The sequence below is a fragment of the Rhodococcus sp. BP-261 genome (assembly GCF_019835205.1).
Taxonomy (GTDB): Bacteria; Actinomycetota; Actinomycetes; order Mycobacteriales; family Mycobacteriaceae; genus Rhodococcoides; species Rhodococcoides kyotonensis_B.
Window position 1 is genome coordinate 81,207 of sequence record NZ_JABUCO010000020.1, and the last position, 23,286, is coordinate 104,492.

The 23,286-nt window shown below is 64.5% G+C and carries 23 protein-coding genes; 9 read left to right on the forward strand and 14 right to left on the reverse strand.

Annotated features, from left to right (window positions below; genetic code table 11):
- Positions 1–107 precede the first annotated feature (107 nt).
- Positions 108–1,967: a CheR family methyltransferase gene (locus tag HQ354_RS19630; protein WP_308115234.1), complete on the forward strand. Its 1,860-nt coding sequence runs from the start codon at positions 108–110 to the stop codon at positions 1,965–1,967.
- Here the strand turns inward: HQ354_RS19630 and HQ354_RS19635 are convergent.
- Positions 1,964–2,734 (reverse strand): ATP-binding protein, encoded by a 771-nt coding sequence (locus tag HQ354_RS19635; RefSeq protein ID WP_167676188.1) that lies wholly within the window; start codon positions 2,732–2,734, stop codon positions 1,964–1,966. The two genes, HQ354_RS19630 and HQ354_RS19635, sit on opposite strands and share 4 nt — an antisense overlap.
- A gap of 199 nt (positions 2,735–2,933) precedes the next feature.
- On the opposite strand from HQ354_RS19635, the gene HQ354_RS19640 reads away from it, so the two are divergent.
- The gene (locus HQ354_RS19640; protein ID WP_167676186.1) at positions 2,934–3,350 is read left to right on the forward strand and encodes a hypothetical protein; all 417 of its coding nucleotides are present in this window, start codon (positions 2,934–2,936) and stop codon (positions 3,348–3,350) included.
- A gap of 3 nt (positions 3,351–3,353) precedes the next feature.
- Here HQ354_RS19640 and HQ354_RS19645 read toward each other — a convergent pair whose 3' ends face one another.
- On the reverse strand, positions 3,354–4,073 hold the full coding sequence (locus HQ354_RS19645; protein ID WP_068422823.1) for a GAF and ANTAR domain-containing protein: 720 nt from the start codon (positions 4,071–4,073) through the stop codon (positions 3,354–3,356).
- Positions 4,074–4,324: 251 nt separating this feature from the next.
- On the opposite strand from HQ354_RS19645, the gene HQ354_RS19650 reads away from it, so the two are divergent.
- On the forward strand, positions 4,325–4,699 hold the full coding sequence (locus HQ354_RS19650) for an Lsr2 family protein (protein ID WP_068422826.1): 375 nt from the start codon (positions 4,325–4,327) through the stop codon (positions 4,697–4,699).
- 97 nt (positions 4,700–4,796) lie between these two features.
- Positions 4,797–4,928: a hypothetical protein gene (locus HQ354_RS25665; RefSeq protein ID WP_261768936.1), complete on the forward strand. Its 132-nt coding sequence runs from the start codon at positions 4,797–4,799 to the stop codon at positions 4,926–4,928.
- A gap of 12 nt (positions 4,929–4,940) precedes the next feature.
- On the opposite strand, the gene HQ354_RS19655 is transcribed toward HQ354_RS25665, so the two are convergent.
- Genes HQ354_RS19655 through HQ354_RS19665 form a run of 3 tightly spaced genes read right to left on the reverse strand, consistent with a single transcriptional unit; the run spans position 4,941 to position 6,676 of the window.
- Positions 4,941–5,120 carry a hypothetical protein gene (locus HQ354_RS19655; RefSeq protein WP_068422829.1) on the reverse strand — a complete coding sequence of 60 codons (180 nt, stop codon included), beginning with the start codon at positions 5,118–5,120 and terminating at the stop codon, positions 4,941–4,943.
- Between the two features lies 1 nt (position 5,121).
- Positions 5,122–5,667 carry a DUF2231 domain-containing protein gene (locus HQ354_RS19660; RefSeq protein WP_068422832.1) on the reverse strand — a complete coding sequence of 182 codons (546 nt, stop codon included), beginning with the start codon at positions 5,665–5,667 and terminating at the stop codon, positions 5,122–5,124.
- A 10-nt stretch (positions 5,668–5,677) separates the two neighbouring features.
- Entirely contained in the window at positions 5,678–6,676 is a 999-nt protein-coding gene (locus tag HQ354_RS19665; protein ID WP_261768938.1) for an MSMEG_6728 family protein, read from the reverse strand.
- A gap of 48 nt (positions 6,677–6,724) precedes the next feature.
- Between HQ354_RS19665 and HQ354_RS19670 the strand changes: the two genes are divergently transcribed.
- On the forward strand, positions 6,725–8,146 hold the full coding sequence (locus HQ354_RS19670) for a YdiU family protein (protein ID WP_222635368.1): 1,422 nt from the start codon (positions 6,725–6,727) through the stop codon (positions 8,144–8,146).
- A 68-nt stretch (positions 8,147–8,214) separates the two neighbouring features.
- Here HQ354_RS19670 and HQ354_RS19675 read toward each other — a convergent pair whose 3' ends face one another.
- Genes HQ354_RS19675 through HQ354_RS19690 form a run of 4 tightly spaced genes read right to left on the reverse strand, consistent with a single transcriptional unit; the run spans position 8,215 to position 12,186 of the window.
- Positions 8,215–9,330 carry a serine hydrolase gene (locus HQ354_RS19675; protein WP_222635367.1) on the reverse strand — a complete coding sequence of 372 codons (1,116 nt, stop codon included), beginning with the start codon at positions 9,328–9,330 and terminating at the stop codon, positions 8,215–8,217.
- Positions 9,327–9,947, reverse strand: coding sequence for a TetR/AcrR family transcriptional regulator (locus HQ354_RS19680; RefSeq protein ID WP_222635366.1), 621 nt, complete (start codon positions 9,945–9,947; stop codon positions 9,327–9,329). The genes HQ354_RS19675 and HQ354_RS19680 overlap by 4 nt, the downstream gene beginning before the upstream one ends.
- Positions 9,944–11,515: a class I adenylate-forming enzyme family protein gene (locus tag HQ354_RS19685; protein ID WP_222635365.1), complete on the reverse strand. Its 1,572-nt coding sequence runs from the start codon at positions 11,513–11,515 to the stop codon at positions 9,944–9,946. Before HQ354_RS19685 ends, HQ354_RS19680 begins: the two co-directional genes overlap by 4 nt.
- A 17-nt stretch (positions 11,516–11,532) precedes the next feature.
- Positions 11,533–12,186 carry a nitroreductase family protein gene (locus HQ354_RS19690; RefSeq protein ID WP_068422850.1) on the reverse strand — a complete coding sequence of 218 codons (654 nt, stop codon included), beginning with the start codon at positions 12,184–12,186 and terminating at the stop codon, positions 11,533–11,535.
- Positions 12,187–12,344: 158 nt separating this feature from the next.
- Between HQ354_RS19690 and HQ354_RS19695 the strand changes: the two genes are divergently transcribed.
- Positions 12,345–14,243, forward strand: a complete 1,899-nt coding sequence (locus HQ354_RS19695; protein ID WP_068422853.1) for an NAD(P)/FAD-dependent oxidoreductase — start codon at positions 12,345–12,347, stop codon at positions 14,241–14,243.
- Here the strand turns inward: HQ354_RS19695 and HQ354_RS19700 are convergent, their stop codons facing one another.
- From HQ354_RS19700 to HQ354_RS19710, 3 genes are all read right to left on the reverse strand, one after another.
- Positions 14,244–15,857: a Na+/H+ antiporter gene (locus tag HQ354_RS19700; RefSeq protein ID WP_068422856.1), complete on the reverse strand. Its 1,614-nt coding sequence runs from the start codon at positions 15,855–15,857 to the stop codon at positions 14,244–14,246.
- A 73-nt stretch (positions 15,858–15,930) separates the two neighbouring features.
- The gene (locus HQ354_RS19705) at positions 15,931–17,049 is read right to left on the reverse strand and encodes a PrpF domain-containing protein (RefSeq protein ID WP_068422867.1); all 1,119 of its coding nucleotides are present in this window, start codon (positions 17,047–17,049) and stop codon (positions 15,931–15,933) included.
- Between the two features lie 104 nt (positions 17,050–17,153).
- Positions 17,154–18,527, reverse strand: a complete 1,374-nt coding sequence (locus tag HQ354_RS19710; RefSeq protein WP_167676172.1) for an SLC13 family permease — start codon at positions 18,525–18,527, stop codon at positions 17,154–17,156.
- Between the two features lie 142 nt (positions 18,528–18,669).
- On the opposite strand from HQ354_RS19710, the gene HQ354_RS19715 reads away from it, so the two are divergent.
- Complete coding sequence (locus HQ354_RS19715) at positions 18,670–19,596, forward strand: LysR family transcriptional regulator (RefSeq protein ID WP_114329304.1); 927 nt, start codon at positions 18,670–18,672, stop codon at positions 19,594–19,596.
- Between the two features lie 94 nt (positions 19,597–19,690).
- Here HQ354_RS19715 and HQ354_RS19720 read toward each other — a convergent pair whose 3' ends face one another.
- Positions 19,691–21,100: an FAD-dependent monooxygenase gene (locus HQ354_RS19720; RefSeq protein WP_167676170.1), complete on the reverse strand. Its 1,410-nt coding sequence runs from the start codon at positions 21,098–21,100 to the stop codon at positions 19,691–19,693.
- 13 nt (positions 21,101–21,113) lie between these two features.
- The gene (locus HQ354_RS19725) at positions 21,114–22,067 is read right to left on the reverse strand and encodes an arsenic resistance protein (protein ID WP_068422878.1); all 954 of its coding nucleotides are present in this window, start codon (positions 22,065–22,067) and stop codon (positions 21,114–21,116) included.
- A 113-nt stretch (positions 22,068–22,180) separates the two neighbouring features.
- Here HQ354_RS19725 and HQ354_RS19730 point away from each other — a divergent pair, with 113 nt between their 5' ends.
- Both HQ354_RS19730 and HQ354_RS19735 read left to right on the forward strand, forming a co-directional pair.
- Complete coding sequence (locus HQ354_RS19730) at positions 22,181–22,972, forward strand: SDR family oxidoreductase (protein WP_174551367.1); 792 nt, start codon at positions 22,181–22,183, stop codon at positions 22,970–22,972.
- A 77-nt stretch (positions 22,973–23,049) separates the two neighbouring features.
- On the forward strand, positions 23,050–23,214 hold the full coding sequence (locus tag HQ354_RS19735; protein ID WP_222635364.1) for a hypothetical protein: 165 nt from the start codon (positions 23,050–23,052) through the stop codon (positions 23,212–23,214).
- The last annotated feature ends 72 nt before the right edge of the window (positions 23,215–23,286 follow it).

Here is a 23,286-nt window from a genome sequence, read left to right on the forward strand (position 1 = left end):
CTCACCGGAATACTTCGGCCCGAACCCACGGGGCGGGTCCGATAAGCGAGAATGAACCCTGTCATTGCCGCGCGACGGCAGTCAGCTGCGGTGTGAAAGGACTTGGTGTGGCCGAGGAACTCGACGACGATTTCGAGGCGCTGCTGCGGTTTCTGCGAGATTCGCGCGGTTTCGACTTCACGGGGTACAAGCGAACCTCGTTGATGCGTCGTGTGCGCCATCGCATGGACCAGATCGGATTCGAGAATTTCGCCGACTACCTCGATCATTTGCAGGCGAGTTCGGACGAGTTCAGTGCCCTGTTCAACACCATTTTGATCAACGTGACGGCGTTCTACCGTGATCCGGAAGCGTGGGACATTCTCAAGACGATCGTCATCCCGCAGCTGCTCGCGCAGCGTGGCCCCGATGACCCGATTCGAGTCTGGAGCGCCGGATGCGCGACCGGTGAGGAAGCGTATTCGTTGGCGATGCTGATCGCCGACGCCGTCGGCCCGGAAAGCTTCCGTCAACGCGTCAAGATCTACGCGACCGACGTCGACGAGGACGCGCTCGCCGAGGCCCGTCAGGCGTCGTATCCCGCCAAAGCCGTCGAGAACATCCCGCCCGAGCATCTCGAGCGCTACTTCGATCAGGACGGCACCCGGTACGTCTTCAGCAAGGATCTGCGTCGGGCGGTCATCTTCGGACGCAACGATCTGGTGCAGGATGCGCCGATCTCGCGGATCGACCTGCTGGTGTGCCGGAACACGCTGATGTACCTGAACGCCGAGACGCAGCGTCGGGTACTGGGCCGACTTCATTTCGCGCTGGCGCCGCACGGCATTCTTTTCCTCGGCCACGCCGAGATGCTGCTCAGCCACAGTGATCGTTTCGCGCCGTTCGATCTGAAGAACCGGCTGTTCCGTAAGGCGATCGATCAGCGCGGACTGTCGATGAGGCCCTCCGGCGACATGCTGACCAACGGCGGACACGACGACGTGCCCGGCGTCTCCAACCTGCGCGATCTGGCTTTTCGGTTCACGCCGGTCGCGCAGGTCGTGCTGACCGGCGACGAGACCGTCGCGCTCATCAACCAGCAGGCCGAGTCGTTGTTCGGATTGTCCGCTCGCGACGTCGGACGGCTGCTGCGTGATCTCGAGCTGTCGTATCGGCCCGTCGAGCTGCGCGGGTACGTCGAGCAGGCCAAGGTCGAGCGACGGTCGTCGAGAATTCGCGACGTCGAATGGCTGCAACACGGAAATCAGCCGATCTGGCTGGAGATCCACGTCAATCCGCTGATCGACGCGGGCAACGGTCTCGTCGGGGTGTCCATCGCGTTCTTCGACGTCAGTACCACCCGTGCGCTGCTCGACAAGGTCGAGGAGACCAACAAGCAGCTCGAGAACGCGTACGAAGAACTGCAGTCGACCAACGAGGAACTCGAGACCACCAACGAGGAATTGCAGTCGACGGTCGAGGAGCTCGAGACCACCAACGAAGAGCTGCAGTCGACCAACGAAGAGCTCGAGACGATGAACGAGGAGCTGCAGTCGACCAACGACGAGCTGAACGAGATCAACGGAACTCTCGGTGACAAGACCGTCGAGTTGACGCAGGCGCAGGAGTTCTTCGATTCGATCCTCGATTCCGCCGACGTCGGCATCATCGTCGTCGACCGCGACATGCGGGTGACGGTGTGGAACCGGGCGTCGACCGAGTTGTGGGGCGTCACCGAGCAGGAGGCGCGAAGTCGGCAGCTGTTGAACCTGGACATCGGGCTGCCGACGGCCGAGCTGCGTCCGTTGATCGGCAACGCATTGGTCGACGAGAGCTATTCGGGCAGCATCCAGCTCGACGCGATCAATCGCCGCGGTCGGCCGGCGCAGGTGACGGTCAGATGCAGCCCGTTCAAGGTTCACGACCGCGAGATCAGGGGCGCAATGCTGCTGATGCAGGCCGATGGCGCCGCGGGCGGTTCGAGCTAGTCGGTGGTCAGGGCCCGGTACTGCTCCGGGCCCAGCACTGCCCACACCGTCTTCCCGTCGTCGGCAGGCGCGGTACCCCACGAGTGGGAAAGCGACGACAGGATCGCCAGCCCCGAGACGTAGACGTTCGACGTCGCCGCCGATTCGCGCAGAAGTGCTGGAGCAGGGTTGCCGTCGCGCATCGCGAGGGTGAGATGATCACCGCGTAGCTCGATGCGCAGGTCCAGGTCGCTGTCGGTGTGCTGCAGTACGTTGCCGACCAGCACGGAGATGACGCATCGCGCGGCTGGGATGCAGTCGGCCCGGTCCCATTCTGTCAACGTCTCCGTCACCAGATCTCGCATCTGAATCAACACCGAGGGGGTACGCGGCCGCTCGAACCGGGCGCGTAGTCGAGGGGATGGTGCGGACAGCCCGGAATGGACGGCCTCGATCGCTGCGGCGACGCTGCTGTGGACGGACACGTAGCGAGTGATGGCGTTGCGGGTGAGCTCGCGGCGACGCCGATCGGAACTGGCGACGACGGCCAGCGGAATCCCCGGCCAGCGGCGGAGCAACCAGCTGGCGCTCGTGAGAACAGTCCATGCGGATTCCGTTGTGGCCGCAAGCTGGTCCACTTCGGCGATGACCGCTGCGGGCGAATCGGTCGCATTTTTGACGAGTGCATTTCGGACGGGCAAGTAACTTCGCGCGTCGAGAACGCCGCAAAAATGCACGACAGGGATCTGGCTGACCCACTCGGTCGTGATTGCTACTTCTTCGGACAACGGTCTGCCTAACGGAAGTGCCTCTGAGCCATGACAATTGGCATCGATTCGGACGCGGGACAGCTCGTGCTCGACTGAACGCGGTCAGGGGTGAGTCTACTCCTCTTCCACGCAATACGATTGCGCCCGAGATAGGCATACAGTAGGGGCACCGACGTCGACGAAATTGGGTGGAACGGATGTCTGGATGGGTGGCTCCGTGACTGCCGAAAGAGCGCCGGTCGGTCCGGTGGAACGAGGGAATGCAGCAGCCGCCCGAGCGCGGGAGCTGCAGCAGCGGCGTCTGGACTTGAAGTCCGGTAAACCGTGCACGCCCGAGACCGCGCGGTCTGCGCAGACCCGCGCGGACATGGCGTACGAACGTGCTGCGCGAGCGCATCTCGCCGCCTCCGATGGTCACTACCGGGCGTCGATGGCGCACGTGCGCGCAGCAGAAGTGCACGAGCGCGCCATCGAACTGGGCTTCGGAGACGCGGACGAGCATCGGAAGGCTGCTGCCCAGCACCGCAAGGCGGCCTGGGAGAACAACATCGCCGGTGCGGTCAGTCAGCGGGAGGCCGAATCGGATTTCGCGTCCGAAAGTGTTCAGCGACAGCGGGATTCGGGCGGTCGCTGATCCCTATCGCCGTTTCGGGTGTTCCGAGGCGACGAGTTGTCCGGCAAGCTGGACGACGGGGACGTTCTGGTCCTGGGACAGCTTGCTCAGTAGACGGAAAGCTTGAAGCGCGTCCAGTCCGAAGCGTTCCATGACTATTCCCTTGGCTTGTCCGATGATGTCGCGTGACACGAGTGCGGACCTGAACTGCTCGTCTCGACGGGCCCCGGAGATACCGACTGCGGCGTGCGCGGCGAGGGCTTCGGCTTCGTCGACGACTGTCTCCCCGAATGCGTGTGGCGTTTCGGAGTACAGATTGAGTGCTCCGATCGAGTGCTGGTCGGTGTACAGCAGGATCGACACGCTGGAACGGACCGGTGTGCTGTCCAGCAGGGCCGCGGTCAGCTCGGGCCATCGGGACTCGGTCGAGTAATCGTCGACGAGAACGGTGCACCTGTTGCGAATGGCATCCAGGCACGGGCCGTCGCCGACGGTGTTCTGGACACGATCGATGAACTCGGAAACCGCGCCGGTAGGCGCTTTCGCCTCGAACGTGTGCTTCTTTCCGTGGCGCTGCAGCAAGCTGATTCCAGCATGGTCCACACCGGGAACGAATCGCGTGGCACCGGCTGTGACCTCGGCGATGACGTCGTCGGCTGTGTGTGAACCCGAGCCGCTGGACGCGTGCATCGTCCGTGCCAGATCCGCGATCGCGCGCCGCACCGAATGTGTGTTCGTTTGCATCCGGGCCTCCTCTGCGAGTAGTGATCCGATTCCTACCCTGTCACACCAGGAGCCTGTCGGCGATTGCGTCTCGGAAACGAAACGCGGCACCGCGCTGCATTCGTACCGAAAGGTTCGCCGCGTCGGAATAGTTCCGAAATATGTGGAATCCGTCGCGTTTTTCGGCGATGTCTGTCACTCCGATTCACGTTTCTGGACCTACAGTAGTTAACCTGAGGCTCACTCATCGAAACTTCGGAAGGTATCGCAACGTGGCGAAGCAAGTGATCTACGAATTGATCGACGACATCGACGGCACTGCAATCGATGAGGGCCAAGGTGAATCCATCGAGTTCTCGCTCGACGGAGTCGACTACGTGATCGATCTGAAGAACAAGAACGCCAACGACTTTCGCAAGAAAATCGACTACTACGTCGGTTACGCGACGCGGGTCGGCGGACGCAAGAGAAAAGCCGCTTCGGCCGGAGTGACGACGAAAGCCGCATCGAAGGCTGCCGCGCCCGTGAAGCGCGATGCATCGCAGACTCGGGCCATCCGTCAGTGGGCCGCCGACAGTGGCTACGAAATCAACGATCGTGGCCGTATTCCGGCCGACATTGTCGAGGCGTACGAGGACGCGCACTGACGCGTCGACAATTGCCTGCGATTCGCTGCCGACGTGAAGGTTTCACGCCTTACCATCGGAGCGGATCACAGGACGGACACCGACGAGAAGAGGGCCCATGGGATCGGCAGATTTCCTCACCTGGCTGCACGAAGGAGCGAGCGCGGGCGACCCGATTCGTGGGCCCCTCTACGTCATCACGTTCATCGGGCTGGGTCTCGCCCACATTCTCGGCGGCGGAACCTTCTAGAGCATTCTCGAGCTAGGCCGTTTCGAGCCATTCGGCGAGGTCGTGCAGTTCGGACTCCGTCAGGTTCGCTTCGGTCAGAGCTGCGAGCGCGTCGGGATTCAGGTTTTCCGAACTGCCGTCCGCGAATCGGCGCACCCCGTCGGCGGTGACTCCGCTGGCCTTCACAGCAGCGAATCGGTTGTCGACGGCCATGTCACACCCCCGCGGCGACTGCGCGGGCTGCGACTCCGCCGCCCATGTTGAACCCGAGGTGTCCGCCGAGCGCTCCGGCGACCCCGGCGACGGTGAATCCCGCGAGCGCCAACGCTTTGGCGGTCTTGTCCGGCGTCGAATTCACTGCTTTCGATCGACGGCGATACGACGCCGCGAACAGCCCGGCCGCGACCGCATTGCTGCCCGCGTGGATGAGGCCCACGCGTCGCTGCTCGCGAGTCAGAGTCGACCAGGTCGCCCAGCCGGTCGCGATGGCCGTCGGGGCGGCGATGAGTCCGGCGCCGATCAGCAGGCGCGAGGCTTCGGCGTTACCCCCGGTCAGGTCGAGAAGCACAGCGCTGCTCCACGTTCCGACGGCCGAGTACGCCAGGATCGGATGCATCGGGTGTCCGACGAAGGTCCCTCGGAGCAGCCCGTCCACGGGTGAGCCGTCCAATGCGGACCGCAACTTCGTGGCCACGGTATCGCTGACGGGGTCGAGCAGTGACGCTTTTTCCAACGGCAGGAACAGCGGAGTCAGGTTCATACCCGGTCGGTTACCCGCGCTCGGAGCTCGTAATCGTCAGCGTCGGCAATTCGGACAGCTCGGGCGGTATTTCTGCGCCGGTGGTCACGACGAGGGAGAAGTCGGAGGGGTCGATGGCCTGGCCGCGTCGAAACCAGCGGATTCGTCCTGGATCGGTCTTCTCGACGGCCATCGCCTCGCGGTCGAGTTCGCCGGGCGTACGGGCGACCGATGTCGACACGGTCCCTCCCTGCTCGGCCGTCGCGTCGGGTAGCGGATCGTCGGTCGGTTCGTCGCGATCGAGAATGCATGCGGTCAGTCCGGCACGCACCCGACTGGCAGCTATCGTGAGCGTCGACGGTTCGTCGAACTCGATGTCGACGGACTCGCCTTTCTTCAACTCTCGCAACGCGTCCCACGCGGGATACCCCGGTTCGAGCATGGCGGCACCGGGTGCTCCGACGTCGAGAAGATGGCCGACGGTCTTCGTCGGCGTCTCCGAGGTCAGTGGGTCGCGTCCCACGCGAAAGGGCAACGGCCACACGGGGTACGGCGGTGTCGGCCACACGTATCCCGGCTCGCCGGACCATTCCTTCGGATAGAGCTCGGGAGCCTTGTTCGCCAATGCCCGTCGGTGGCTCTCGTGGACGGCGTCGTCCCCGAGCCATGGTGGCAGACGGCCCTCGCGGCTCAATTCAGCGAAGGTGCGCGCAGTGCCGTAGTCGAGAAATTGTGGTTCGAGCGCGTCGGCATGACCGCGCGCTGCCCATTCCCGGCACGTCGCGACGCCGTAGGCAACGAGCGCAGGCGTGAAGCCGCGCCACATCGTCACCGCGGGGTGTCGTTTCCATCCGTAGGTCGGCCAGATCAGGGCGCGCAGAATCTGGAAGGTTTCGACGCGTTGCTTGCCGAGGCGCTTGTCGTCGAGCGCCCGCGCCGAGCGGACGAAGCCGGCATCGGGAAGAAATGTCTGCACGGTGGCGCGTGCCCGGATGGTGGGGGGCGTAAACGCACGTGCACGAGAATCCATAGCCCTCTATGTATTTCTATGCACATGGGGAGGGTTACTCTCGAATTCATGGCTGCACCGACCTCAGTTCTCCCCGGACTCGAAAGCACCTACGCCGACGAGCTGAGTGACCTCGTCGTGCCGTGGCAGGGCGCGGAAGCTCCGGAACCGCGAATCCTGGTGTTCAACGACGCACTCGCGTCGTCGCTCGGTCTGGACGCCGACGCCCTTCGCGGCGCGCCGGACGTCCTTGCCGGTGCGACGCCTCCGGACGGGGCGAAGACGGTCGCGATGGCCTACGCCGGGCATCAGTTCGGCGGGTTCGTGCCGATGCTGGGTGACGGTCGGGCGCTGCTGCTGGGCGAGCTGAACGGCCCGGGCGGCCGCGTCGACCTGCATCTGAAGGGGTCGGGTCGTACGCCGTTCGCGCGTGGCGGCGACGGATTGGCCGTCGTGGGCCCGATGCTGCGGGAGTACGTGGTCAGCGAGGCCATGCATGCCCTCGGCATCCCGACGACGCGCTCGCTCGCCGTCACCGCCACCGGCCGCAGCGTCATGCGCAGTGAGCCGGAGCCCGGTGCCGTTCTCGCGCGCGTCGCGGCCAGCCACTTGCGCGTCGGAACCTTCGAGTTCGCGGCCCGGCGCGAAGGCCAGCTGCAGCTGCTCGCCGACTATGCGATTGCCCGGCATTACCCGCATCTGACGGGTCGCTACCTGGCGTTCTACGAGGCGGTGGTCGACGCGCAAGCCCGGCTCGTCGCGCAGTGGATGCTCACCGGATTCGTGCACGGGGTCATGAACACCGACAACACGACCATCTCGGGGCAGACGATCGACTACGGCCCGTGCGCGTTCGTCGACGCGTACGACCCCTATGCGGTGTTCAGCTCCATCGATCACGGCGGGCGCTATGCCTTCGGCAACCAGCCCGGTGTGATGCAGTGGAATCTGGCGCGCTTCGGCGAGACGCTGCTGCCGCTCGTCGCTGCCGATCCGAACGACGCGGTGCCCGCCGTCACCGAGGTGCTCGAGAGCTACGCGGACCGGTACGGCCGCTACTTCGCCGAAGGTCTGGCGTCGAAACTTGGTGTCACACAGGTGGAGCCGGCTCTGGCAGATGATCTGCTGACGCTCATGCGTGAGAACGGCCTGGACTGGACCGGCACCTTCCGTGCGCTCGCCGACGAACTACGCGGTGCGGCATACGTTCCCGAGGTCTTGGCCCCGTGGGTCGAGCGCTGGCGCGGCTACCTGCCTGACGACGTCACGGCCGTCGCCGACGCCATGGACCGCGTCAATCCGATCTACATCCCGCGTAATCATCTCGTCGACGCGGCGCTGCGCTCGGCGACGGCGGGCGACCTCGGCCCGTTCGAGACGTTGCTCGACGTCGTCACCCACCCGTTCGAGCGGCGTGACGACCGGTCCGAGTACGCCGAGCCTGCGTCGCAGGTGTTCACCGAGGGTTTTCAGACTTTCTGCGGTACCTGACGTGCGCGCGAATGTATAGCCCGCTATACATTCGCGCGCACGAGGGGTAGCCGGCTGTACATTCGCGCTCACGTGGAGGAGTAGACCGCCGTCAGATACTGCTCCGCCCGTTCCGACCCGACGATCCCCGGCCCCATCTTGTTCATCACGTACGAGAAGGTCATCCGGCTGTCCGGGTGCACGACGGTCAGCGATCCGCCCCAGCCACCCCAGAAGCAGATACGGCCGTCGGGGATGTACGGGACTGTATCCGGCTGCGGCAGTGCGTAACCCATGCTGAAGCGCAGCGGAACGCCGAGCGCCAGATCGACGCCGTTCGTCTGTTCGTCGAACGCGAGGGCAACCGCATCGTCACTCAGCAGGCGCACCCCGTCGACCACTCCGCCACGCGCGAGCGCCGACATGATCCGCGCCACCGACCGTGCATTGCCGTGCCCGTTCGCCGCACCGATCTCGGCTCGACGCCACTCGGGCGTGTTCGCCGACTCTGCACGGACGGCAGGGCCGAGGAACGTGCGACGACGAACTTTCAACGGGTCCGGTACGATGTCGGTCGGAACCGGAGGCGGAACGACGTCGGCGATACGTGACCAGTCCTGTTCTCGGGCACCGATCTGGAAGTCCGCGCCCAGTGGCCCGGCGATCTCCTCGGTGACGAACTGTCGCAACGTCTTTCCGGTCACGCGTCGTACCAATTCGCCGACGAGGGCGCCCTGGCTGACGGCGTGATAGCCCGACGTCGTCCGCGAATCCCACCACGGTTCCTGCACGGCGAGACGAGCAGCGGCCTTGTCCGCGTCGTACAGATCCTCGACGACGCACGGTCTGTCCCAGCCCGATACCCCGGACGTGTGCGACAGGATGTGCCGTACCTCGACGGACTCCTTTCCGGCGGCGGCGAATTCGGGCCAGTACTGCGACACCGGCGCGTACGGATCGAGCAGGCCGCGATCGAAGAGCATCAACGCCGCGAGGTTGGTCACCAGCTTCGACGTCGACCATACGTTGACGATGGTGTCCTCGGTCCACGGCTCGGAACGGGCGAGATCGCGGTGACCACCCCACACGTCCACGACGCGCCTGCCGTCGATGTCGACGACGATCGAGGCGCCGAGCTCCTCTCCTGCAGCGAGATTCGCGGTCAACGCGTCGTGGACCCGTTCGAAACCGGGCTCGACGATCATCGCCGGCCTCCGAGAAGTCGGTGGACGGCCAGGTCGACGTATTCGTCGGCGACGTCCTCGATGCTCATGGCTCCGTCCCCGTGGAACCATGCGCTGATGCCGTTGAGCATGTCGGTCAGCGCGAACGACGCCAAACGTGCGTTGCCGACGGTGAATTCACCCGTGCGCATACCCGCGGCGACGACATCGCGGACGCGTCGTTGATACCGACGGCGGTAGTCCTCGATCACCGACCGATGCTCGGGGGTCAGCGACGCCAATTCGTGTAGTCCGACAATGTATTCCACGCGTCGACTGTTCAGGTGAATCAGGTGCGCGCGCGCCAGCGCCGACAGTCGTTCGGTCGGCGTGCCGGGTGCGTCGAGCAGGGGCAGCGTCTGTTCCGCCGGTTCCTGAGTGACGGTGAGGCACACCGCGAACAGGATCTCCTCTTTCGACGAGAAGTGGTGGTACAGACTGGCACCTTTGATTCCGACGGCGTCGGCGATGTCTCTCATGCCGACGGCCGCGTACCCGTCGCGCGCGAAGATCTCCGCTGCCTTGGCGACGATGTCCTCGCGACGTCGACGCGTCCGGACTTGGCGGGGGAGTTCCTGGGCGTCGTCGGGCAGTGTCACACGGTCTCCTGCACGGGTTCGGTCGGCGCCAACGAGCGCAGTTCGCGTTTCAGGATCTTGCCCTGCGGATCGACCGGCAGTTCGGTCACGATGTGTACCGCCTTCGGCGTCTTGTACGACGCCAACTGCCCGCGGCAGTGTTCGATGATCGCCTCCGGATCGGGCGCGGCGCCCTCGGCGGGAATGACGAACGCGGTGACGGCCTCGGACCAGTACGGATCGGGCATTCCGACGACGGCAGCACGCAGCACGTCGGGATGAGCGTGAATGGCCCGCTCCACTTCCTGCGACGACACGTTCATACCTCCGGTCTTGATCATGTCCTTCATTCGATCGTAGAAGAACAGATTTCCGTCGGAGTCGATGCGGACCATGTCGCCGGTGTGGACCCAGCCGCCGTCGAACACCTCGGCGGTCTTGGCTTCGTTCTTGAAGTAGCCGAGCATGACGGACGGAGTGCGGCAGAGCAATTCGCCGATCTCGCTGTCGTTGCCGTCGGCGTCGACCACCTTGATCTCGAGGTGTGTGACCGGCTTGCCGATCCACGACGCGTCGCCGCCGGGGATGTCGTCGAGCGTGGAGAACCAGCCGACCGAGCCGAGTTGGGACAACTCGGACTGTCCCCAGTACGTGCCCCAGATCGCGTCGGGTGCAGCCGATGCCCATGCCGAGATGGTGTGGGGCGCGACCTGGCCGCCGTACGTCATGCACCGGCGTACCTGTCCGACCGCGGCCGGGCCGAAGCTCTGGTCTCGCGCCAACGCCATGTAGAACGTCGGCGTCTGCGCGATGACGGACACCTTCTCGTCGGCGATGATGCGCAGCGACTGTGCCGGATCCACGGTCGCAGGCAACACCAGGGTTGCGCCCATCAGCGTCAGCGTGGTCATCGAGCCGAGGCCGGCGATGGTGTGGAACGGCATGACGAACAGCCACGTGTCCTCGGGGCCGGTGCGCAGCCCCCAGCTCCATGCCGGCGCCGTCGAGACGAGGAAGTTGCGGTGCGGAATCATGACGCCCTTGGGCGCCGCTTCGGTTCCGGAGGTGTAGATGACCATGGCGACGTCGTTCTCGTCGAGGTCGACCTCGGGCTCGGTCGTCGGAGTGTTCGACGTCAGCTCGTCGTAGTTGTCGCCGAAGGCCACGAGCGTGGTGCTTTCGGGCTTGACGGCCGTGATGACGTCGGCGAATGCGGAATCCGCGACGACGACCGTCGGCTCCGCGTGTTCGAGCTGATGACGCACCTCGGGTTCGCGGTACATGACGTTGATGCCGGTGAACGCCGCCCCTACCTTCAGCGTGCCGTAGTAGGCGACGACGACGTCGACGCTGTTGCGTGCCATCGATGCGACGCGGTCGCCGCGGCCGACCCCGAGGTCGATCAACAGGTTGGCGAATTGGTTTGCGCGAGTGTCGAGTTGACCGTAGGTGGTGACCTGGCGGGTGCCGTCGGCGCTGTAGCTGATGAACGCGGTCTTGTCCGGGTTGGTGCGCGCGTGGCGGCGGAGTTGATCGCCGATCGTGGCGCGACCGATTCGGTTTCTGAACTGACTGGCAAGCTCGGGCATCGGTGGTCTCCTGGAGATCAGAGTGCTGCGGCGGGCGCGAACATGGGCTGGCCGAAGGATTCGAGGGCGACGATGTCCTCCACCGGGCTACGCGTCAGCTTCTTCGGGAACGACTTCTCGGGATAGCCGACGGCGATGTGCGCGGCGGTGATGTACTCGTCGGGAATCTCGAGCAACTCGCGGATGGCCGGTTCCTCATGGCACAGCAGCGTGGTCACCGCGGTGGCGACGCCCTGGTCGCGCAGCGCGAGGCAGAGGTTCTGCACGGTCGGGTAGATCGACGCGCCGCCGACGACGGACAGGCGACCGAGTTCGTGGTCCGTCGGGTGCAGACCGTCGAGCGCGGCGCACACGACGACGATGGCCGGTACTTCCGCGAGGTGGCGGGCGAAGTAGTCCGCGTCCTGCACCGTCTTGGGCAGGGCGCCGACGGCGACGGTGCCTCCGGTGATACCGGCGAAGTAGGCGTCCCACATCGGCAGGTAGAGGTCGGCGAGTGCCTGCTTGCGGGCGGCGTCGCGGACGACGATCCAGCGGACCGGCTGACGATTGCCGCCCTGCGGGCCGAAGCGAGCGACGTCGAAGGCGTTGCGAAAGACCTCGTCGGGGACCGGTGTGTCCGCGTAGCGCCGGCACGTACCGGTGGTGCGCATTGCTTCGGTGAGTTCCATGTCGATCCCTTCGCCTGACCATCGTTAGGTATGTGCAACAGCATTGTGTGGTCCGCGACACATTGTCAATACCCAAAACGGCACTTCGAGACCACCCTTGTGCCGAGATACCTAACTGTGGTTAGTTTTGGAACAGTTCCGCTACCAGGAGGTGTCCGGTGTCCGTCACTGCTGCGACCGCGATCGACCGAGCGCGGCTGGAACGTGCTCTCGACGCGGCCAACATGCCCAGCCTCGTCGCTGTCCTCTATCAGTTGACCGGCGACGACGCGTGGCTGCAGGATCCCTACCGGCCCACCCGCAGCCGCGGCATGGACGACAACGACAGCGGCGGGTTCGCACCGGAGGTGGCGTCGCGCATCCGGGTGGCCGCGCTCGACGCCATCGCCGACTGGGCGAACGGCGTCCCGATGGCGGTGCCGTCCCCGAGCGGCGCCCATCTGGTCGACATGATCAGCGCCGCAGTCGGCGAAGACGTGCCTGCGGAGTTCGCGTCGATGGTCGCCGAGGACATGGGCTTCGTCGACGAACCCGCGCGGACGCCCGTGAAAAGCGACCTGTCGGTCATCGTCATCGGCGCCGGGGTCTCCGGCATGCTGGCGTCGATCAAGCTCGGCGAGGCCGGTATCGAACACGTTGTGCTGGAGAAGAATTCCGACGTCGGCGGTGGGTGGTTCGAGAACACGTACCCGGGCGCGGGCGTCGACACGCCCAGTCACCTGTACTCGTATTCGTTCCAGCCGCGCGCGTGGAGCACGCATTTCGGCAAGCGTGACGAGGTGTGGCAGTACCTCCGTGACGTTGCGGCACAACACGATCTACGACGACGCATCCAGTTCGACACCGAGGTGGCGAACGCGGTCTACGACGCCGACGGGCAGTCGTGGACGGTGACCACCACCGCCGGTGACGTGCTGACGGCCGACGCCGTGATCACCGCGACCGGACAGTTGAACCGTCCGAAAGTGCCGTCCATTCCGGGTCTCGACACGTTCACCGGTCCGATCTTCCACACCGCCGAGTGGCCGGCCGATCTCGATCTGAGCGGCAAACGCGTCGCTATCGTCGGAACGGGTGCGAGTGCGATGCAGGTGTTGCCCGCCATCGCGTCGACCGTCGGACATGCGACGGTGTTCCAGCGCTCGCCACAGTGGGTGACGTCGAGTGACGTGTATTTCGCGCCTATCCACGACGACGTCAGTTACCTGATGGACGTCGTTCCGCTGTATCGGCTGTGGTACCGAACGCGATTGGCGTGGAACTTCAACGATCGTGTGCATCCGTCGCTTCAGGTCGATCCCGAGTGGGAGACGCCCGAGCGGTCGATCAACGCGATCAACGACGCGCATCGCCGGGTGTTCACGCGGTACCTCGAGCGCGAATTGGAGGGTAGGCCGGATCTGATCGAGAAGTCGTTGCCCGATTACCCGCCCTTCGGCAAGCGGATGCTCCTCGACAACGGGTGGTTCGCCGCGCTCAAACGAGACAACGTGACGTTGGTGGCGGAAAGAGTCGCGTCGATCGGACCGAATTCCGTTGTGGGATCGGAAGGTACCGAAGCCGAGGTCGACGTCGTCATCCTCGCCACCGGATTCGAGACGCACAAGCTGCTCAGCCCCATCGACATTCGCGGTCGATCAGGCAAGTCCATCAAGGATTTCTGGGGTCCGGAGGACGCGCACGCGTATCTGGGCATCACCGTGCCGGACTATCCCAACCTGTTCATCACGTGCGGGCCGGGCACTGTTCTCGGGCACGGCGGCAGCTACATCACGATCGCCGAATTCCAGGTCCGGTACATCGTCGATCTGCTGACGACCATGGCGGACAATGGAATCGGCGCCGTCGAATGCAGGCCCGACGTCGAAGAGGACTACGTGCGCCGCCACGACGAGGCGCATGCGCGGATGATCTGGACGCACGAGGGCATGAACAACTGGTACCGCAACGACGCCGGACGAGTGGTGTCGACGCTTCCGTGGCGGATCGTCGACTACTGGGAGATGACCCGCCACGCCGATCTGGACGATTTCGTCGTCGAACCCGCGCGTCGATAGCTACGAGGCCGGACCCGAGCCGGGCAGATGCATGGCGTGTTCCTCGTGGTCGAGTTCGTGTTCGAGGACTCGCATGTCCTCGTCGGGTAGTCGGCCTGCGTCTCGCCAGCGCAGCAGTTCGTCGCGCTGCGTCGCGATCAGTTTGCGCCTGGTGCCGAGCGAGGCCTGCTGTGCCGGGGAGACCAGGGAAGTCTCGTCGGCGTTGTCGAGGTGATCGAGTCGACGGCGATAACGCTCGATCCGGTGTTCCAGTTCCTCTCGAAAGGCCGTGGTGGCCTCGGGCTTCAGCTTCTCGTCCTTGGCGATTCGATCGAGTTGTGCGAGCGCTGCTTTCGCGGCTCCCTGTCTCGCCTCGTTGCGGACCCGGGACGTGGTCGCGGCGTCGGCGCGTACGTTCAGGCGACGCACGAGTGGTGCGAACGTCGTGCCCTGGCCGACCACGGTGACCAGCACGACGACAAAAGCGCAGAACAGCAACAGGTCTCGCGCGACGAAGGGATCCCCGTTGTCGAGCGTCAACGGCAGCGAGAACGCAGCGGCGACGGTGATGACGCCGCGTGTTCCTGCCCAGCTCATGACGACGATCTCACGGCCGCTCAGACGTGGAATGTCGGCGCCCTCGCGGTTCTTGCGACGCGGTAGCCGCTCGGTGACGTACAGCCACACGGGGCGCAGAAGCAGAACTCCTGCCAGGGTGACGCCGACGGCCGTCGCCACCGTGGGTAGCGAATAGGCCGACAGCCCTGCGACGACGGTGGGTAGCTGCTCGCCGATCAGCAGGAAGACGAAACCTTCCAGCAGGACGTCGATCAGGCGCCACACCGCGCCGGTCTGCAGGCGGCTTGCGCTCGACGCGGCATGGCGGGTGTCGTGCCCGACGATCAATGCCGTCACCACGACGGCCAGCACTCCCGACGCGTGGACGTGCTCGGCCGCGAGGTAGGCGATGAACGGTGTCACCAGCGAGACGATGTTCAGCAGCAGCGGATCGTCGATGACGCGTTGAACCAGCCGGATCACGAACGCGATGGCGACACCGACTGCGACGCCGCCGCCCGCGGCGAGGAGAAACAGGCCCCCGGCTTCCGGTGGCGACATGTCGTGCAGGGCGATGGCCGTCGTCGCGACCGTCAGCATGGTCAGTGCCGTCGCGTCGTTGAGCAGTCCTTCGCCCTCGATCAGCGTCACCAGCCTCGGCGGGATGCCTGCGCGTCGACCCACCGCCAGGGCGGCAACGGGATCGGGTGGTGCGACGGCCGCTCCCAGCGCCGTGCCCGCGGCGAGCGTGACGGTCGGTATCAACAGGTACAAACCCACTCCGACGACGCTCGCGGTGGCGATCACCAAACCGACCGAGAGGCTGAGAATCGTCAACGCGTTCTTGCGAATGGCGACAAGCGACGAGTTGAGCGCCGCGCTGTACAGCAGGGGCGGGATCACCAGCGTGAGGACGACGTCGGGGTCGAGGACGATGTCGGGCAGAGGCGTCGCCGACACACCGAGACCGGCCAGCGTCAGCAGCGCGGCGGACGGGATGGTGGTCTTCTTGGACAGCACCTGGGCCGCGACGATCAGCGCCACCGCCGCCAGGACCAGACCGAGGCCGCTCAACATGATTCGTCACAACAGAAGTTCACGAAGATGGGTTCCACGAGGTGGAGGCGTCAAACCTGGTGACGAATCCGGCTCAGGTGAGAACGGGAACCGCGACGAACAGTTCAGCGGTGGCGATGCGGCGGACCGCGCGGTGCAGCGTCACCGACTGCAGGAGCCCGTGGGAATCGATGGCGACGTCGACATCGAGAATGCCTGCCGCGGTGCCGATCCGAAGCGAACCGGGCCACCCGATTCGTGCGTTGGCTGCGACGACTCCTCCGGACACCGTTGCGGCGGCGGCCACCGCCACCGCGGAAGTCAGGCCGATCGCAGGATGCGGTGCCATCATGGACAGCATTCGAACCGAGATGTCGTAGTCCGACGCACCGATAAGGGCACCGTCCGAACTTCGGTAGTCCCGGGGTGGCCCCACGATTCCCACTTTCGGGATCGCGTGGGTGATGGGTTCGTCGGGCGTGCTGAGTCCCATTCGGAGAGCCGCCTGGCGCCGAAGCGCGAACAGAGTGGAAAGATGTTCGGAGAGAGCGTCATTCGGCTCTGCTCCTGTGAGTCCGAGATCGGACGCGTCGTACAGGGCGGCAGGTGCTCCCGCAGTGACGAAGGTTCCACGAAAGGATCTGTCGCACAGGGTGATTTCGTCGACGGGTTGGCCGGTCGGCAACAGAGACACGCGGTCGGTGGCGAGATCGGTGAATGTCAGACCCACCGGAACGCCTCGGGCCGTCGTGCCGGGAACCGTGGCATCACCGTCAGTGGGTACGTGTCCGCCAGGGGTGGCGATCTCGGCGGACAGCACCGCGCCGGTGTTCTGATTGCGCATGCGGACGACCGTCACTCGGTCGTCGACGGCAACCAGACCGGCCTGTAGCGCGTAGAGGCCGATTGCTGTTGCGCAGTTGCCGCAGTTGCTGCCCCACTCGACGGTGCGGTTGTCCACGGCGACCTGCGCGAACAAGTAGTCGACGTCGATGCCTGGGGCGGTGGAGCGTCGAACGATCGCTGCCTTTGACGTCGTCGAACTCCCGCCGCCCACGCCGTCGAGCTGACGGGGATCGCCCGAACCGAATGCCGAGGTCAGTATGTTGTCGAGTCCGCCTGCGTCGCCGATATATGGATCGATGTCGACGGCGTTGAACAGCCAACATTTGCTGGTGCCGCCTCGCATCCACGTGCCTCGAAGCGTGAACATGGTGTGCCTTCCGCCGTAGATTGTCGTACCGTTCCAGCCTGGGTGGGCCGGAGCTCAAGCACAATTACGAATAATGTTGTCGTCCTTCAGTAACGCTTAAGTCATCAGATGAAGCCTGGTACGACAACCAAGATCAACCAGCACAGCGCAGGCGCAACGGCGACGACGATTCCGGCATTGACTATCAGCTGACGGTAGAAGCGGGGCCGTTCGATGTTCTGTGCGTTTGCCAGCACCAAGGCGCCGTTGGTCGAGAACGGAGACACATCGACGACGGTCGCGGAGATCGCGAGGGCTGCGACCACGCCGATCACGGGCAGGGTGCTGCTGCCGAGCAAGGGCATCGCCATCGGGATCACGGCTGCCAGCAGTGCCGTCGACGACGCGAACGCAGACGTGAGTCCGATGACGTAGCAGAGCACGAGGGCCACGAGCAGCGGCGCACCGAGCGTGATTGCAAAGTGCGCGAGCGTGTCGATGGTGCCGACCTCCTCGAGAATCGAGATGTAGGTGACCATGCCGGCGACGAGCAGAACCGTGGACCAACTGATCCCGGCGATAGCTTCGTTCTGTTTCTTCAGGTCGGTGAAGGCAAGGACGGCGCCTGCTGCAATGGCGATGAAGCTGATGGGCAGGTGCAGTACGAGAACCAGCACCAGCAGGGCGCCGATGAGGAACAGCGTGAGTTTCTGGACCCGGGTGACGGGGGCAGGAGCGTCGACCAGGGTCGTCGACGTCGGTCGCGCCAGAACTTGGGTGCTTCCGGCGGCGCCGCCTGTGCTCGGTGTTCCCAGCGACGACGGTGCGTCGTCACGCGAACCGCTGGTCGGGACAGGCTTGTTCGTGCCGGTTGCGGTGAATTCGAGACCGCGCATCTTCGCCAGAGCCCCGTATCCGACGACGGTGAGCACCGACAGCAACAGGTTGATTCCATAGCTGGCGAGGAAGAGCGTCCATGGGCTGATGGTCAGCCCGTTGTTTTCGACGATGTCGCGGACCAGAACGCCGGAGACACTGATGGGTGAGAACGCACCCGCGTGGGCTCCGTTGATAGTCATGATGCCCATGACCAGTGGACTCATACGGGTGCGAGCGGCGAACGCCATCGCGGCCGGGGTGATCAGAGCGACGGCAGCAGGGCTGAAGGTTCCCAACGCGGTGAGCACCGATGCAGAGAAGAAGAACACCCACGGCACGATTGTCACGCGCCCGTGCACAGCTCGGATACACGAATTGACCAGCAGGTCGATGGTGCCGTTGCGTTTGGCCATACCGAAGAAGTAGGTGACCCCGACAATGGTGAGCACGATCGAACTCGGGAAGGCTTGGAGAATCTCTTTGTCGTCGTAGCCGAGTGCGAAGTAGCCGACTGCGAAGGCGCCGACAAAGCCCAGGATGCCGATATTGATGGGGAAGAATGTCGCGATCACGAACATCGCAACGAGCGCGATGAGCGGGAGTATCTCGATGGAGGTCATGGCGGGTCTTTCGGTGGCTGGGAAACGTGGGCGGTCACATTCAGCGCTTGAACGTCGTACAGGTCACACTATTGACCGCGCGGATTCAGAACAATACGGTTTTGCTACCGTCTCGTTTAGTACAACTGAAGGCAGGTAGTGAATGCAGCACTCGTTCGACGTCGTGACGCTCTTCCTGCTTCTCGACATCGCAGAAGCAGGGTCGCTGACGGCCGGCGCCGAAAGGGCCAACATGACCGCGTCGGCCGCGTCGCAGCGCATTGCCAAGCTCGAGAACAGCATCAAACAGCCCGTGCTGACGCGGCTGCCCCGGGGAGTGCAGCTGACCGAGGCCGGTGAAATTCTGACAAGTCGCGCGCGGCTGTTCAGGCGCGAAATGCGAGCCGCGAGTGGTGATCTCGAAGCAATACGTGGGCTGGAGCGGGGTGCGGTGCGGCTCGGCTCGTTTCCGACGGTGAGTTCGTCGCTGCTGTCGGATGCGTTGAAGGAGTACCACGCGCGGTGGCCCGGCGTCGACGTTCGCGTTCGCTCTGCGGTACGTCCGCAGCTGCTGGAGATGCTGCATTCCAGCGAGGTCGATCTGGCGTTGCTGTGGAGCTACGCGTGGACGGAAGAAGCGGAAAGATCGCTGTCACTCGAATCGTTGATGGAAGACGAGACGATGCTGCTCCTGCCTGTCGACGACCACCGTGCGTCCGACGAGATGGCGCTCCCGGACCTGAAGGGGGCGCGGTGGATCATCCGAAGCAACGACCATCCGGCCGCTGAGGTTCTGTACCGCAGTTGCCGAGCAGTCGGCTTCGAGCCAGAGGTGGTCTACGAGGCACACGATTATCAGGAGATCGAGGCGATGGTTGCTGCGGGGGTCGGCATAGCAATGGTGCCGGGTCTGGCAGTGGTACATCACCGGCCCGATGTTCAGCCGCTCGCATTTCGTTCGGCAGACCGGGTTCCCACCCGCGTCATCTACATCGCCTCCCTGGCACGTCGTCAGTACACGCCTGCGATGTATGCGGTATCGAGTGCGCTGCGTGGGGCGGCAGATCGGATCGCCGGGCACCGGTCGTGAGTGCGAATGTAGAGCAGGCTCTACATTCGCACTCACGACGGGTAATTCGCGCGACGGGGGCAGGCGGCGTGAGACGTCGATCTGGGGTTCGATGTCAACGTGTGAAGCCCCAGCGGTGCAGCGCGTCGTCGAGTCCGTCGGACGTGCCCTCTCCGACCCAGGCGACGTGACCGTCGGGGCGGATCAAGACGGCTGACGGCGCTGGGACGTCTCCGACCACCGGCAGAGTCCACCGGCCCGCGACGGTGGCAGAGATGCCGAGGCCGGAACCGTCGAAACTCAGCAGTACCGGCCTGGCGTCACGCAACAACTCGAACACGCGTGTCGGCCCGTCGGGCGTAGTGATGTCGAGATCCGGCATCCGGCGACCCAGCAGTGGGTGACCAGGACCGAGGTCGTAGGCGACGTCGAGTCCGGTGATCAGTGAAGCGATGCGGTGGGAAGCGTCGTCGACGCGGAGAACGTCGTCGAGCAGGTCACGTAACGCTTCCTGCCGCGGGTCGGCTTTCTGAAAAAGTGATTGCGCCATCGTGTATTTCAACGCTCGAGCGCCGGCGGGGTGCCGCTCGGTGTGATAGGTGTCGAGCAGAGACTCGTCTGATTCGCCCCGCACGACCTGCCCGAGCTTCCAGCCCAGGTTGACGGCGTCCTGAACCCCGAGTCCGATGCCTTGGCCGCCGGTGGGCGAGTGCACGTGGGCAGCGTCGCCCGCCAGGAGGACACGACCGACGCGATACGACGCCGCCTGTTTCGTCGCATCGGTGAAGCGCGACAACCAGGTTGGGCTGTGCACTCCGAAATCGGTGCCGAACACGTCGGTCAATGCATCCCGTAGATCGTCGAGAGTGGGCTCGGCCCTTCGAATGTCCGACTCGGTGACCACCACCCGAACTACGCCGTCGCCCATCGGGTGCAGTCCGTGTACGCCGCGTTCGTCGACCTTGCCTGCGTCCGGCAGCTTCTCCGTGACCTGCACTTCGGCGATGAGACTGCTGCGGGACGCGTCGGGACCGACGAAGTCGATTCCTGCGTCGCGGCGCACGGTGCTGCGACCGCCGTCGGCGCCTACGACATACTGTGCCCGCACCGAGCCGGACAAGGTCTCGACGGCGACGCCGTCAGGGTCTTGCGAGATACCGGTGACCTCGATACCGCGGCGGATCGTGACGCCCGATTCCTCGGCCCAGCCGAGCAGGATGCGTTCGATGTGGTTCTGGAACAACGCAAGTGTGTACGGGTGGCGCGTCGGCAGGGCGCTCAGGTCGATCCGAGTGCTGCCGAACGTCGCGGCAGGAATGGTAGTGCCCTCCGTGAGAAACCGATCGACGATGCCGCGCTGATCGAGCAATTCGATCGTGCGCGCGTGTATTCCGCCGCCGCGTGACCCGACCAGAGTCTGCGACCCGCGCCGTTCGAGTACGACGACATCCACTCCGGCGAGCCGTAATTCAGCGGCGAGCATCAATCCTGTCGGACCGCTGCCGACGACGACCACATCATGCATATCTTCTCCTCACTCAGTCGCGAACGAGCAGTGGAACGAGGCGAACGTACGCGACCATACCGACAAGTTCGACGAGTGTCTGCGTCACCACCACGACTGCTGCCAACGACAGTTCCTCCGGAAGCGCCAGGGCCAACGGTAGGACGACCAGTGAGTTCCGCGTCGCGCCCGAGAACACTAAAGCCCTTGTCGCTCGGACGTCTTGACGCGATACGCGACTCACCGCGAGGCCAGCGAACGCCATGATCACCAGGAATGCCACGAAAATCGGTACTGCCGAGAGCAGTTCGGTGCCGTGTGCCCGAACCTCCTCGATCTGCGACGCGACGACGACCAACAGTGTGGCCATCATGATCGGAACCATCGCCGACGCCATCGCATCCATCACCCGCGCGCCGACGCGGTGGCGTCGCGCAACCTTCTGCGTCACCGCGGCCAGCGACAACGGGATGGCGATGAGTACGACGAAAGCCTCGACGAACGGGGCGATGTCGATGATCGACACCAGATCCGATCCGACGAAGATCCACAGGTACAGCGGGAGAAACGCCATCTGTAGCAGCATCAGGATCGGAGCGGCGGCGAGCAGTCGTTCCGACGCCGCACCTGCCAGGCCGCTGAACACGATGACGTAGTCGATGCAGGGGGCGAGCAGAACCAGCAGGATGCCGACGAGCAGAGCATGATCGCCGGCGACGAACCGCGTCAAACCGAAGACGACGATCGGTACCAGAAGGAAGTTGAGGACGACGGAGCTGGTCAGAAAGCTGCTGTCGCGCAACGCAGTACCGATGTCCGAGAACGGGACCGCGAGGAACGTGGCGTACAGCAGGACGAGCAGAACCGGATTGATCGCGTGCCCGAACGCAGGGGCCGTGCTCGGCGCGAGCAGCCCGATGACCGCACCCGCGAGCAGCGCCGACAGGTAGAGCGGAATTTGATGCTTCTCGAGCCACTCGACCTTCACGTGGTGCTCTTCGGCGCAGGCATGACACTCAGGATAGGCGCCTTCCGATTACCGCATGGGTGAGCGGGTTATGCGGTCGTAAGACCCCCGCGTCTACGGAAGGAAGTATCACCATGTCAGACAGCCGCCCCCTCGCGCTGGTCACCGGCGGATCATCGGGGATTGGATTCGAACTCGCCAAACAATTCGCACAGCACGGGTACGACGTCGCGATCTCAGGGCAGAGTGAACGTGTCTACGCATCGGCCGACGCGTTACGTGGACTGGGTGTCGAGGCGTATCCGCACCGCGCCGATGCTGCCACGTACGACGGAGTCGAAAGTTTTTGGACTTTCGTTGCCGATCTCGGTAGACCCGTCGAGGCGGCGGCGTTGAATGTCGGGATCGGGCTCGGAGGTGCGTTCGTCGACAACGACCTCGACGACGAGCTCAGGCTCATCGCCATCAATGTCGCCGGGACTGTGCACATGGCAAAAAGGGTTGTGCAACACATGGTTCCGAACCGTCGCGGGAAGATTCTGATCGTGTCGTCGGTGTCGGCGACCACCCCGACTCCCTACGAAACCGTGTACGGACCGTCGAAGGCGTTCGGCTTCTCGTTCGCCGAATCGTTGCGAGAAGAACTGCGGGACAGTGGTGTCAGTGTTACCGCCTTGCTGCCGGGCGCCACCGACAGCGACTTTCACGCCAACGCAGGTATGGGTGATACGAAATTCGGCGACAACAGTTGGAAGAACGACAAAGCAGTTGTCGCACAGCAGGGGTACGACGCATTGATCTCCGGCGTCGACCATGTGGTCGGTGGCGACGACGCGACCAAACAAGAAGCCGTCGACAACCGTACGACGCCTGAGCCCGAAAAGGCGGCGAAGATGGCCGAACAGGCACGACCGGGCTCGAGGTAGTCGAAGATCGGACTGCGCGGATCGCGTGCAAGAATCGACGACGCGAATGCCACGCTGTCTGCGCCGGTGAGCACCACGTGAAGGTCGGGTGGCTGGAGCGTCAGAGCTGCGGTGACCCGCTGTTCGTCGATGTCGAGCCTCATGGCACTCAGGATGAGCGCTACGGTGCGCTCGTCATCGGCGTCGATGACGAGGCTCAGCGAACTTCAGCAGATGTGCTCGGCGAAATTCATCACCTGTGAGCGGTCTTCACTGTAGTGGTTGGCGGGTTCCTGTGGTGGCCTTGCGGAGCTTCTCCGATCGTGCGTTGTGGT

What these genes read in the sequence shown, in the direction of transcription:
- HQ354_RS19645 (WP_068422823.1), bottom strand. Translation starts at nt 4,073, where the DNA reads ATGCAAACGAACACACATTCGGTGCGGCGCGCGATCGCGGATCTGGCA.
- HQ354_RS25665 (WP_261768936.1), top strand. Translation starts at nt 4,797, where the DNA reads ATGGGATCGGCAGATTTCCTCACCTGGCTGCACGAAGGAGCGAGCGCG.
- HQ354_RS19655 (WP_068422829.1), bottom strand. Translation starts at nt 5,120, where the DNA reads ATGGCCGTCGACAACCGATTCGCTGCTGTGAAGGCCAGCGGAGTCACC.
- HQ354_RS19660 (WP_068422832.1), bottom strand. Translation starts at nt 5,667, where the DNA reads ATGAACCTGACTCCGCTGTTCCTGCCGTTGGAAAAAGCGTCACTGCTC.
- HQ354_RS19665 (WP_261768938.1), bottom strand. Translation starts at nt 6,676, where the DNA reads ATGGATTCTCGTGCACGTGCGTTTACGCCCCCCACCATCCGGGCACGC.
- HQ354_RS19670 (WP_222635368.1), top strand. Translation starts at nt 6,725, where the DNA reads ATGGCTGCACCGACCTCAGTTCTCCCCGGACTCGAAAGCACCTACGCC.
- HQ354_RS19675 (WP_222635367.1), bottom strand. Translation starts at nt 9,330, where the DNA reads ATGATCGTCGAGCCCGGTTTCGAACGGGTCCACGACGCGTTGACCGCG.
- HQ354_RS19685 (WP_222635365.1), bottom strand. Translation starts at nt 11,515, where the DNA reads ATGCCCGAGCTTGCCAGTCAGTTCAGAAACCGAATCGGTCGCGCCACG.
- HQ354_RS19690 (WP_068422850.1), bottom strand. Translation starts at nt 12,186, where the DNA reads ATGGAACTCACCGAAGCAATGCGCACCACCGGTACGTGCCGGCGCTAC.
- HQ354_RS19700 (WP_068422856.1), bottom strand. Translation starts at nt 15,857, where the DNA reads ATGTTGAGCGGCCTCGGTCTGGTCCTGGCGGCGGTGGCGCTGATCGTC.
- HQ354_RS19705 (WP_068422867.1), bottom strand. Translation starts at nt 17,049, where the DNA reads ATGTTCACGCTTCGAGGCACGTGGATGCGAGGCGGCACCAGCAAATGT.
- HQ354_RS19710 (WP_167676172.1), bottom strand. Translation starts at nt 18,527, where the DNA reads ATGACCTCCATCGAGATACTCCCGCTCATCGCGCTCGTTGCGATGTTC.
- HQ354_RS19715 (WP_114329304.1), top strand. Translation starts at nt 18,670, where the DNA reads ATGCAGCACTCGTTCGACGTCGTGACGCTCTTCCTGCTTCTCGACATC.
- HQ354_RS19720 (WP_167676170.1), bottom strand. Translation starts at nt 21,100, where the DNA reads ATGCATGATGTGGTCGTCGTCGGCAGCGGTCCGACAGGATTGATGCTC.
- HQ354_RS19730 (WP_174551367.1), top strand. Translation starts at nt 22,181, where the DNA reads ATGTCAGACAGCCGCCCCCTCGCGCTGGTCACCGGCGGATCATCGGGG.